Origin of the sequence: Mesorhizobium sp. M0159, assembly GCF_040322295.1 — a bacterium.
GTDB lineage: Bacteria > Pseudomonadota > Alphaproteobacteria > Rhizobiales > Rhizobiaceae > Mesorhizobium.
Genome location: NZ_JAMYTF010000090.1, coordinates 1 through 11,518, shown reverse-complemented (window position 1 = coordinate 11,518; position 11,518 = coordinate 1). Strand labels below are relative to the sequence as shown.

7 protein-coding genes and 6 pseudogenes are annotated in these 11,518 nt (G+C 59.7%); 6 read left to right on the top strand and 7 right to left on the bottom strand.

Features of this window, described 5'->3' with window-relative positions; genetic code table 11:
* Positions 1-147: 147 nt before the first annotated feature.
* From NKJ32_RS34145 to NKJ32_RS34125, 5 genes and pseudogenes are all read left to right on the top strand, one after another.
* Positions 148-421 (top strand): annotated as a pseudogene (locus NKJ32_RS34145) (IS110 family transposase); the annotation flags it as partial.
* Between the two features lie 309 nt (positions 422-730).
* Entirely contained in the window at positions 731-1,198 is a 468-nt protein-coding gene (locus tag NKJ32_RS34140) for an Lrp/AsnC family transcriptional regulator (protein WP_352830283.1), read from the top strand.
* Positions 1,199-1,620: 422 nt separating this feature from the next.
* A complete protein-coding gene (locus NKJ32_RS34135) occupies positions 1,621-3,096 on the top strand; it encodes an NAD-dependent succinate-semialdehyde dehydrogenase (RefSeq protein WP_352830280.1) in 1,476 nt (491 codons plus the stop codon).
* Between the two features lie 20 nt (positions 3,097-3,116).
* A complete protein-coding gene (locus tag NKJ32_RS34130; protein WP_352830277.1) occupies positions 3,117-4,487 on the top strand; it encodes an aspartate aminotransferase family protein in 1,371 nt (456 codons plus the stop codon).
* Between the two features lie 37 nt (positions 4,488-4,524).
* Entirely contained in the window at positions 4,525-5,448 is a 924-nt protein-coding gene (locus NKJ32_RS34125; protein ID WP_502902730.1) for an alanine dehydrogenase, read from the top strand.
* Here NKJ32_RS34125 and NKJ32_RS34120 read toward each other — a convergent pair.
* Positions 5,417-5,551 (bottom strand): annotated as a pseudogene (locus tag NKJ32_RS34120) (helix-turn-helix domain-containing protein); the annotation flags it as partial. The gene NKJ32_RS34125 and the pseudogene NKJ32_RS34120 overlap by 32 nt on opposite strands.
* Before the next feature lie 135 nt (positions 5,552-5,686).
* A pseudogene (locus NKJ32_RS34115) lies at positions 5,687-7,396 on the bottom strand (DUF4158 domain-containing protein); the annotation flags it as partial.
* A 376-nt stretch (positions 7,397-7,772) separates the two neighbouring features.
* Here NKJ32_RS34115 and NKJ32_RS34110 point away from each other — a divergent pair.
* On the top strand, positions 7,773-8,036 hold the full coding sequence (locus tag NKJ32_RS34110; RefSeq protein WP_352830274.1) for a Y4lK-related protein: 264 nt from the start codon (positions 7,773-7,775) through the stop codon (positions 8,034-8,036).
* A 90-nt stretch (positions 8,037-8,126) separates the two neighbouring features.
* Here NKJ32_RS34110 and NKJ32_RS35675 read toward each other — a convergent pair.
* The 5 genes and pseudogenes from NKJ32_RS35675 to NKJ32_RS34085 form a co-directional block, all read right to left on the bottom strand.
* A pseudogene (locus NKJ32_RS35675) lies at positions 8,127-8,374 on the bottom strand (IS6 family transposase); the annotation flags it as partial.
* 186 nt (positions 8,375-8,560) lie between these two features.
* Entirely contained in the window at positions 8,561-8,989 is a 429-nt protein-coding gene (locus tag NKJ32_RS34100) for a GNAT family N-acetyltransferase (protein WP_352830272.1), read from the bottom strand.
* Between the two features lie 90 nt (positions 8,990-9,079).
* A pseudogene (locus tag NKJ32_RS35670) lies at positions 9,080-9,378 on the bottom strand (hypothetical protein); the annotation flags it as partial.
* A 32-nt stretch (positions 9,379-9,410) separates the two neighbouring features.
* Positions 9,411-10,652, bottom strand: coding sequence for an ATP-grasp domain-containing protein (locus tag NKJ32_RS34090; RefSeq protein WP_352830269.1), 1,242 nt, complete (start codon positions 10,650-10,652; stop codon positions 9,411-9,413).
* A gap of 451 nt (positions 10,653-11,103) precedes the next feature.
* Positions 11,104-11,414: pseudogene (locus tag NKJ32_RS34085) on the bottom strand (transposase); the annotation flags it as partial.
* Positions 11,415-11,518 lie beyond the last annotated feature (104 nt).

Below are 11,518 nucleotides of genomic sequence, written 5' to 3'. Positions count from 1 at the left end.
GTGGGTCTCACTCCGGCCGGCGAGCGCTTCGTCGCTTCAGCACGACGCCTCCTGGCTGCGGAAGCAGAGTTCGAGAGGACCATGGGCCTCTGGGCAAGTTCGGACAGGCTCACGACCGGATGCTGTGCCAACGGATCGTCAACACGAAGCCGAGCCACATGGTTGGTCACGCCGTTGTCACCGGTAACGGTGAGAGAATGTCGAAGCATGTGGTTCAGGGCGACGTCGGCGAATTACTCTCCCGCTTCGCCCATCTTCAGGGCAAGGCGCGCTGCCATACTGGCCATGTCTTTCCAATTGTTGCGATCCAGGGGCAGGGCTCGATGGGTTCTGGATTCATCAGGTTCTGCAAGATCATAGCTTTGAAAGTCATATTGTCGACGCGGCATCAATTGCCGCGTCACGTCGTACTATGCGCGCCGCCGAGTCCGCCGACTGACAAGAATGCTAGTTGGCTCGAGGACGCAGGTTCATGGCACAGATTTGTGTGCATCTCGGCGATATCCAACCGCGACCCGTATTGATCAGCGGAAATGCAGCGGGTTCTGACGCTCGAGCTTTTGACACCGGCCCGTCTGGAAGTCGGCCCACCCGTCGGTGGGATTTGCGTTTTGTCAAGTGCGTCGTCGGCGGGTAGGTAGTTTGCTGAGCGTGTCGTTGACGGCTCACGTGCCAGGTCTTATGCAGGAACTCTGCAACCTTCTCGCATCAGACGCAGGAATCGCTCACTATGGACTTGGATCGTGCGGATGCCGCTCTACTCGAAGCGGTGCAACGGAACAACCGCCTGACATCAGAGGAACTGGCGGTGATCGCCAATCTCTCCCCAACGGCCTGTCAGCGGCGCCTCAAGCGACTGCGCAAGGAGCGCGTGATCGAAGCGGATGTCTCGATCATCAACCCGAAAGCTGTTGGCCGGGACATCTCGATGCTTGTTCTCGTTTCGCTCGAGCGAGAGCGCCACGACATCATCGATCGGTTCAAGAAGGCCATCCGCGAAAGCCGGGACGTGATGACGTGCTATTACGTGACCGGCGATGCGGATTTTGTACTGCTGGTGACCGCCGAAAATATGGAAAGCTACGAGCAGTTCACCAGGCAGTTCTTCTACGAGAACCCTAATATCAAGGGCTTTAAAACAATGGTGGTTATGGACCGGGTCAAAGCCGGATTCGAACTGCCGATTGAGATCGATTGACCGGGCAAGTTGAAGCTGGCAAAACTTCGATAGCGAAATACCCGGCGTCGAAAAAGCCGACAGATTCCGTATCGACCGCTTCTCACAAAATTTTCGCATAACTTGCCCTATGCTCGCAGGTTCTCGGCGCATACGAATTGATGTATGACGCCAATTGACATCGACTGAGGGGAAAGGCCGATCCGGTCAGATCCGCGTGCCCCTGAGAGCGGGCTTCCGGAACGCCGCCAGCGGCGTGCGGGCCCCCAATCTGCCATATCGGCGCAGGAATTCGGCGAAAATCGTGTAAGTTAAATAGGACTCCTGCGTGAGTTCGCAAAACTACGTCGCCAGAAAACCCAAAGGATGCCCTACGACTAGCCCATCAAGCTTCGAACGCGCAGCGCTGCCCCGACGGCGCCGCCGCAGCCAATGGGTTTTGCATGCACGACACCGTCTCCCTGGCTCCCTTTGACGTGACCGACGCGGATCTTTGCCGGTCGGACTCTTACATCAACGGCAAATGGCGGGGCGCCGCGGACGGCGCCACCCTTCCCGTCTTCGATCCCGCAGATGGCTCTGAAATCGGGGCAGTCGCGTCACTCTCCGCAGCGGAAAGCGCGTCCGCGGTGGAAGCGGCGCAGAAGGCCTTCGGCGCGTGGTCTGCCCTTCTCCCGCAGGATCGTGCGGCAATCCTCCACCGCTGGTTCGACCTGATCGTCGCCTCGAAGGAAGACCTCGCCCGCATCATCGTCGCCGAGCAGGGCAAGCCGCTGTCCGAGGCACGCGGCGAGATCGACTACGCGGCGAGCTTCATTGAGTTCTATGCCGAAGAAGCCAAGCGGCCGAACATCGAGGGCGTCACAAGCCATCTGCACAATGCCGAGGTCCAGCTCTGGCTCGAGCCGGTCGGCGTCGTCGCACTGATCACACCCTGGAACTTCCCGTCCGCCATGCTGACACGCAAGGCTGCTGCCGCGCTCGCGGCAGGCTGCACGGTGATGGCACATCCCTCTCACGAAACCCCGTTCTCGGCGCTGGCACTCGCCGACCTCGCCGAACGTGCCGGCTTTCCGGCCGGCGTGTTTAACGTGGTCACAGGCCGGGCCTCCACCGTGGTTCCGCCCTGGACCGCGGATTCGCGCGTGCGGGCTATTTCGTTCACCGGCTCGACCGAGGTCGGGCGGATCCTCTACCGGGACTCCGCCGACACGATCAAGAAGCTGGTGATGGAATTGGGCGGCCATGCGCCGGTGATCGTGTTCGATGGTGTGGACATCGATCATGCCGTCGCCGAGAGCATCAAGGCCAAGTTCGCCACCTCCGGCCAGGACTGCCTCGGCGCCAACCGCATCTTTGTCGAGCACTCGATCTATGACGCCTTCTGCAAGATGTTCGTTGCCGCAACCAAGGCTTTGACTGTGGGCCGCGGCATGGACGACCCGGACATCGGTCCGCTGATGAACGAGAAGGCGGTCGCCAAACAGGAAGAGCATGTCGCCGACGCGCTCGCCAAGGGCGCGAAACTCGCCTTTGGCGGCAAACGGCATGCCCTAGGCCCGCTGTTCTACGAGCCCACCGTGCTGACCGATGTGCCGGACGACGCGCTGATCGTCAGCGAAGAGACCTTCGGGCCAGTGGCGGCAATCATGCCGTTTGACACCGAGCAGGAAGTCGTCGCGCGGGCCAATGACACCGAATACGGGCTGATCGCCTATGTCCACAGCCAGGATCCGCGCCAGATCTACCGGCTCACCCGGGCGCTGCAATACGGCATGGTCGCGGTCAATCGCACCAAGTTGACCGGCGCGCCCATTCCCTTCGGCGGCACCAAGCAGTCCGGCCTCGGCCGCGAAGGCGCCCGCCGCGGAATGGAAGAATTCATGGAAGTCAAATACGTCTGCCGCGATTGGGCGTAACACGGAAAAGGATGACAAGGATGTTGCACCACGACCACCTCGAACAATGGGATCGCGAGAACTTCTTCCATCCCTCGACGCATCTCGCCCAGTTCGCGCGCGGCGAGGTGCCCCAACGCATCGTCACCGGAGGCAAAGGCTGTCACATTCTCGACCGTGAGGGCAATCGTCTCCTGGATGCGTTTTCCGGGCTCTACTGCGTCAATGTCGGCTACGGCCGCAAGGAAATCGCCGAGGCGATTGCCGAGCAGGCGCACAAGCTTGCTTACTATCACGCCTATGTCGGTCACGGCACCGAGGCTTCGATCACGCTGGCGAAGATGATCCTGCACCGGGCGCCGGATCATATGTCCAAGGTCTATTTCGGTCTCGGCGGTTCGGATGCGAACGAAACCAACATCAAGCTGGTCTGGTACTACAATAACGTTCTCGGTCGGCCGGAAAAGAAGAAGATCATCTCGCGTTGGCGCGGCTATCACGGGTCAGGTCTCATGACCGGCTCGCTGACCGGCCTGGAACTCTTCCACAAGAAGTTCGATCTGCCGCTGGCCCAAGTGATCCATACCGAAGCCCCCTATTATTTCCGCAGGGAAAATCTGGCGCTGAGCGAAGAAGAGTTCGTAGCCCACTGCGCCGCTCAACTCGACGCGTTGATCGAGCGTGAGGGAGCGGACACCATCGCCGCCTTCATTGGCGAGCCGGCCCTCGGCACAGGTGGTCTGGTCCCGCCGGCCGCAGGTTACTGGCAGGCGATCCAAGCCGTCCTCGACAAGCATGACATCCTGCTGATCGCCGACGAGGTCGTGACCGGTTTCGGTCGCCTCGGCTCGATGTTCGGCTCCGAACACTACGGCATCAAGCCGGATATCATCACCATCGCCAAGGGATTAACTTCGGCCTATGCACCGCTTTCCGGGTCTATTGTATCCGACGAGGTCTGGAAGGTTCTTGAGCAAGGCACGGACGAGTTCGGTCCCATCGGCCACGGCTGGACGTATTCCGCTCATCCGATCGGTGCGGCCGCCGGCGTCGCGAACCTCGAACTCATCGACCAGTTGAAGCTGGTCGACAACGCACGAGAAGTCGGTGCCTATTTCAAGAAAGCCCTAACCGATGCTGTCGGCTCTCACGCCAATGTCGGAGAAGTGCGTGGCGAGGGACTGCTCTGCGCGGTCGAATTCGTCAAGGACAAAACGAACCGCGTCTATTTCGACCAGTCAGACACAATCGGCCCCAAGGTCAATGCCGCGCTTCTGAAGCGGCAGATCATCAGCCGCGCGATGCCGCAGGGCGACATTATCGGCTTCGCCCCGCCCTTCTGCCTAACCCGGGAAGAGGCCGACGAGATCGCCGGCAAGCTGAAGGAAGCTGTCACGGAGGTGCTCGGCTGAGGCCGGGCACCCGCACGCATCGATAAGACGAAAAGACATGAGAATTGGTGTACCCAAAGAAATCAAGAATCACGAGTACCGCGTCGGCCTGACGCCGGAAAGCGTCGCCGAACTGGTCTCACACGGCCATGACGTTGCCGTCGAGACCAATGCCGGTGCCGGTATCGGCGCGCAGGATGAAGCCTATTTGTCGGCGGGTGCGCACATTCTGCCGACGGCCGCGGAAATCTTCGCCACCGCCATGATGATCGTAAAGGTGAAGGAACCGCAGGCTGTCGAGCGCAAGATGTTGCGCGAGGGCCAGGTCCTCTACACCTATCTGCATCTCGCGCCGGACCGGGAGCAGACCAAGGATCTCGTCGAAAGCGGCGCGGTGTGCATCGCCTACGAGACCGTGACCGACAATACCGGCGGTCTGCCGCTCCTCAAACCAATGAGCCAAGTTGCGGGTCGCATGTCAATTCAGGCCGGCGCGGGCGCACTGGAAAATTCGCGCGGCGGCCGCGGCATGCTGGTTGGCGACGTGCCGGGTGTGGATCCGGCCAAGGTCGTGGTGATCCGCGGCGGTGTCGTTGGTTTCAATGCCGCGCAGATGGCCGTCGGCATGCATGCCGACGTCACCATCCTCGATCGCAATCCGGCGCAGCTCGCGCGGCTGTCGAACCATTTCAAGGCCTCGGCCAAGGTCGCCTATCCGACCAAGGCGGCACTGCAGGCGCTCGTTGCGGAGGCTGACCTCGTCATTGGCGCGGTGCTCATCCCCGGCGCAGCAGCTCCCAAGCTGGTCCCCCGCAAGATGCTCGCCACAATGCAGGCCCGATCGGTCATCGTCGATGTGGCGGTCGACCAAGGCGGCTGCTTGGAAACCTCGAAAGCCACATGCCGAGCCGACCTATGTCGTCGATGGCGTGGTCCACTACTGCGTCGCCAATATGCCCGGCGGTGTCGTAAAGCTCCTTGAAGCGGTAGAAGCTGTCGCGCGAATAGCCCATCATCTTGCAGGCCTGGCTGACATTGCCGAGCTGTTTGGCCAGCTCCAGCAGCCCCACCTTGGCGCGGATGATCTTTGGTCCTTGGTCATGTCAGTGTCCCTTCTAACGCCGAGGCCGGGCGCTGCGAACCCTGACCACTCCGCGCCCGGCCTCGGCTCAAGCTTCCGCCTAGGACACCGTCTGTCAGTAAAGTTTAAACTTTTACAGAACATGCGTGAAGAAATCCGCAAAGCCGATCCATTCATGCACTTCCCTCAAGAGGTCCGGCACCTCGACCAACGGATACATGTCGCTGATTTCGGCGTTCAGTTCCTCGACCGCCGCCGGAACCTCGCCAGCCGTTGGCGTCACGATCAATGTCCCGGCTTCAAGACGAACACCTTCGAGCTTCTCGGACCGTGCTCTGTGCGCCAGGCGCTTCAGACTGAAGTCGAGCATCTGCCGCGCTTCGGTAAGCCACCCTGCGCCATCACCCTGAAGGCCCAATCCGAGCCGATCCTCTTCCTTCATTCTGGTGAATGTCGACCGCGGCATCAGATGCTCGTCGATTGGCCGGAAGGATCGGCTGCCGTCGACCCAAATGTCGGCAGATCGAAGCCGGTCTCGCAAAAGATGAGCCGACGATCAGCTTGGCTGAGGTGGGTGACCGGGACGCGATCCGGGAGTGTCCGACGGCTCTCGACATACAGGCGTTTCAGCAGCGAAATTGCCGCAAGAAGCGGATCGTGTCGCCGCGCCGATTGGAACGTGAACGCCCGCAGGAACACCCATGCATACTTGTTGACTGTCGCATATTGCTCGGCCGCCAAGGCCAAGGGCGACGCCTCGTTGTCCTCGACCATCGATTCGAGCTCAGGCTTCATGCGGAGCAGCCGATGCCAGCCGACCTTCTGATCGAGAACCTCCAACGCCTTCCGACCATAGTCGTTGGCGGACTGCAGCGCTGTGATCGTGTCGAGGAACATGCGCAGTGCCTTAGCGGTATCCGGCCTCGCCGCTGCTTCTTGCGGTTACTGGCTTGCGAGAACAGCCGGCCCATCAGCTTGATGAACATCGACACTGCATCGTCGGTGAGCTTGTGGCCGAGCTTGATGACCTGCGCCACGATCAAAGCGTGCCGGCGACTCGAATTGAAATCGTTGGCTGCCAGCCATGCCGGCGTGGCGTTACCCTCACGGATCATCTGGTCCCACCGTCCAGATGATATGCGCGCCTGCAATTTCGCGTCGATTTCCAACTTGCGCAGGAAGGCAATGCGTTCTGTCAGCCCGACCAGGTTTGACGCACCTGGCGCTTCTGGCGCCGAGCGCAGCCAATGAAAGCGGGTTTGGCCGATCGCCGGATCAACCTCCAACAGCCTATCCAATGATTGAAGCGTATCGACCGAAATTTCTTCGATCAGCGCTCTTTCTGCCCGTCGACGAGCAATGGCGCGGGCCGCAAGACCAAATCGTGTCGATGGCGGCAGAAGAGACCCACGTTCACGAAACGTCGCGACAATGGGACTGGCTATCGCAGCACCGGACATCGTGGCCGTTTGAATCGCAGCCAATAGAACAGCTCGACGGTCTTGCCCTGTCGCGCTTCTCGTACCCAGATACACCATCAAGCGCGCCGTGTGGTCGCGACGGGTTTCTTCCCGGCGCGCATAGAGTGCGAAAGTACCCGGGTCGACGCCGATCTGTTCAGCAACGCACTTTAGCATTGCGCGAGGTGGAATTTCGTCGGGCCCTAGCACTCTGCCTGGATATCGCATCAGACAGAGCTGAACGGCAAAACCAAGCTGAATGTGCTCTCGCCTTCGCAGTCCAACTTCAAGCCGATCGGCCGACGACAACGGATCAGGCTGTCCTCGTCAGCGGGCACATCGAAGAGCTTTCGTCGTTCTTGAGCCTTGAGAAGCTTCCGTTTACCCATCGCCCGACTCCGTGCACAACCAATGGCCGGGAGCTTTGTCGAGTCGGGCGCACGAAGAAATCAAATCTGGCCCGATGCGATGGCAGTCCACAGGATCGTATGCGCCGGTTTCCGCACTACGGCTCGGTTCACGCTCCGTTCCCCGTTGGCGTACGATTTCGCACTGCTCTTGTTCTGACCCCAAGACCGTAGAGTGCCCGGAATACAAAACAATGAACAGGGGCGCAGGAAGCGATCGGTCCGGCGCCTTCGGCAGTCCTGAGAAGCTGCAACCTGTGCAATTGCACAGGTAGCGCCGCATCCATGCACATTGAGTGTCGAGCAATTTCCATGCCGACCACCAACCAGAGGATGATCAGTGATGACTAGCAGGCTAATGAAAGCGAGCGACATTCCGGCTTTCGTTGACAGGGTGATCGAGGCCGGCTGCGATATCTGCGCGATCGGACATTTTGGCTATTTCCTCGGCTCAGGCGAAGAGATGGTCGCGGCCGAGGATGAGCTCAAGCGCATAGATGAAGAGTTCGGCGATCGTGATTTCTTGCTACCAGAGATAGTTGCATACTTGCGCTCGCTCGATCGATACATCGAACCCGACCCGTCAGTGGCACATGTGTTCGAAAGGATGACACTGCACTAAGCAGTCCGGCGCCGGCAGCGTGCTTAGCCATCTGGGACGAAGAGATTTCGGACGGCGGAGAAGATCGACACGAAATGCTGCAATGGGCCGACCGACAACCACCACGACTTCATCCAGGTGCCAGACATCGTCTTCGTCGGCGACTTGCGGCGTTTGCGGCGCGCACAATCAGGGCCGTACTTTCGGCACGATCGGCGGATGGTCTCGTAGGAAACGACGATCCCGCGATCGAACAGCACTTCCTCGACATCGCGCAGGCTCAGATTGAAGCGGAAGTAGAGCCAGACAGCACGGGCCACGATTTCGATCGGATAGCGGTGGTTCTCACTCACGGTCATGGGGGCGTTCAATCAATGTGACAGCACCATCTCAAGAAATCCGGATTTGCATCCGACTCATCATCCGAGGCTCTAACTGCGGCGTGGGTGGACGCGTTGCCCGGGCCTGGCCCCATCTGACAAGGCGCCTCAGTAGATGCGCGACGAAAGGTGAGGGCAGTCGCCGGCCATACAATCCTTCGGTCGTCAAAAACGTTTCTTGAGGAAATAGCGCGGGATAGCGCCCGGCCCGCCCTCGACTTGACCGAAAAGCTTGAAGCCCAGCTTCTCGTAGAACGGGCGAGCTTGGAATTCGAAGGTGTCGAGCCATATGCCGATATAGCTGCGGGCCTTGGTGATCTTCTCTGCCTCTTCCATAAGTCGCCGGCCGAGGCCGAGGCCACGATACTGTTCCGCGATGGCGAGATATCGAACGAAGGCCCAGCCGTAGCTGTCAAGGGCATAGAGGCCACCTACGGCAGCTTGGGTTTCCGGATTGCGAATGATGATGGCGAAGCCGGGCTTGTCGGGCATGCCGCTGTGGGTATTGTTGTAGATGTCCAAGGCCGCGACGATGGCGCGGAGGTCATCGGGACTTGGGTCGCCGGGGATGAAGTCGAGGATGGGCGTGGACATATAGCTTGGTCTCTCTCTCTTTCTTTCTTTAGCCAGCGAAAGTCCAAGGCTTGACCTTAGCCTTTCTGAAATTCAGCAGCAGCCCGTCAGTCACCGCGCCTTCCGCATCCGAGCTTCCATCGAGCCGGCCCGCAGGATCGAAAGTTCCAGTTCAAAGCGCGAGCCAACCGCAACCCACAGAGCAGGGATCGTTCGCAGGGACCAGCCGTGACTTTTGCGAAGGCGTTCTCAATGGGATTGCAGTCGGGGCTACACGGCGCCTTACGTCGGCGGTATCGATCGCGTCCCGAACGCCGGTCGCCTTGTGGGCGCACAGGTTGTCGATCACGACGATGTCGGCCTTCGACAGAACCTACTGAGGCCAGGAACATGTTGCCGTTCATGACTCCGCCTGCCCTGGTGGGCTGAGCACGTAGTCCCACTATTTCTTTTCGCCACGGAGCGGAAGTGGTGTGATCGACCAACCGATCAGGTCGATGGCACGCTGCAGTATGGCTTCGGTCCGAGTATGGTCGGGCGAAGCGGCGATGACATGTCCGATCCTGTCTCGGTCATCGCCTTTCCGGACGATCGGGGTCTCGGGTTCAACGTAAAATCTGACCTCAACAACACCTGGTACAGCGGCCGCCAAAATGACCCCTTCGATCCGATCGAGGATGCCGTCGCGTTCAGGAACTAAGAACCGCGCGGCCGAAATGTGCGACTGTGTTGCGCGCAGATCGCATTCGTGACCGATGACAAGCTTGATGTGCTCGTTGACGATATCGACGCCGTATGCCAGTTGAATCAGCTGAGGAGCAGTCCAACCCGGAAGACGTGCATTGACTTCAATTACGACTGGGCCACGCTTCGTCCACCGGAATTCAATGTTCGCTGGCCCCCAGCCGAGATCGAGAGCTTGCAAGCAGTGCAGCGAAACATCGGCAATACGCTCATGCTCCTCCTCAGTCAGCGGGGCCGGAAACATGCTCGCGCAAGGGACGAAATGCGGAGGGGGGTCGAAGTCGGCGGCACCATCCGCAATTACAGCGTCTCCCATCGTAACAGTTTCATAGAATGGGCCCTTTGCGAATTCTTCGACCAGTATCTTCGGCGAAGACCGCCATATGTACATGCCTTCCAACAGATAGGTTGTATGCTCGGCTAACTCATCCATATCGCGGCACAATCGGACGCCGCTGCTGCCGCTGCCTTCGGCTGGCTTAAGAATCACCGGCAGGCCGATTTCCGCGGCGGCGCTTTCCACCTCCATCGCAGTTGCTGCCAGCCGATAAGCAGGCACTGGAACGCCTGCCTGCGCGAGGAACTGACGTTGAGTAAATTTATCGCTACACCGTGCAATCGATGCGGGGTTTGGTCCCGGTAAATCGAAATGCCGGCAGAGCTTGGCAACTGTCACATAGAAGGACTCATCGCGGCCCGCAAAACCAGTGATGCCAGCAATATCATAGGTCGCACGCAGCCGAGAGCATACGTGCGTCAGCGCATCGAAATTGTCGGTATCGACTCGGATGGCCTCAATGCTTTCCTCCGCGAGGTAGTCATACTGAGCTGGATCAGCCGCCAGAGTAATTGGATGAAGTCCAAGGCGCTGGGCCGCTTGAACGTAGAGTGGACCACTATTCCTATGACCTTCAACCAAGATGAGTGCTCTTTTTGGCATTGGCCGTTGACCTTTACTTGAGTGCTATCCCATAGTTTGAACGTAAAATGGGCATCAGCCTTTCGTTCGGACATACATGTCTTCTATAGCCCCCGGGGCAGCACGGATACTACCGCACCTGATAGTTGACGTACCCGCTCCACACGAAAGCGCCCACCGTCTCAGAGAGACCTCTTGATTGGGGTCGTTTTGATCAAGATGCTCCTGCACTTTTTTCTGGACCGTTCCGTGGGTCACTCGCTTCTCTTCGCGGTCGGCGCTTGGGTCGCCGCATAATGGGTCAGGAGAGCGAGGCGTCTCAATCTGTTTCACGATCTTGCCGAGTTTTTGCCGGCAGGTTCGGGACTCTCAACGAGATCGCCTCGCCCATCGTCCCCCACGGAACGATCCGGGCATCTCCTTTCGGGCGAAGGCCTAATTCGGGTTCCTTGCTTCTTTGATCGGTCTCGGTTCACGCCGCCAGTGCGGCTGGCTCCTTTCCAAAGAGGAACTCGGTCGCGTCGGCCCAAATGCGATGCAGGATGACGGCCAAGTTTGCGGGCTACCGCCACGCGGGCACGCGCCATGCCACGGCGCTTGGCGATGATCATGCCCCACGCTTTCGAGGCTCGACCATCTCTTCGATCGCACGAGCAGCGAATGGGCTGCCTCGTAGAGGGCGGTGCGGGCGAGTTCATCGCCGCAGCGGCTGATCTTGCCCTCGATGTCGGTCTCGCCGAACTGAAAGCGCGCCGGCGTCAGCCCCAGATGCGCCACAACCGCCTGCGACGAGCCGAACGGGGTTGTCACGTTGTTTGAAATGTGGCCGCGTGAGGTCGACACCGCGCTTTTCAGGCAGGCCGTGCACTCACGGCTCGCCACGCGGC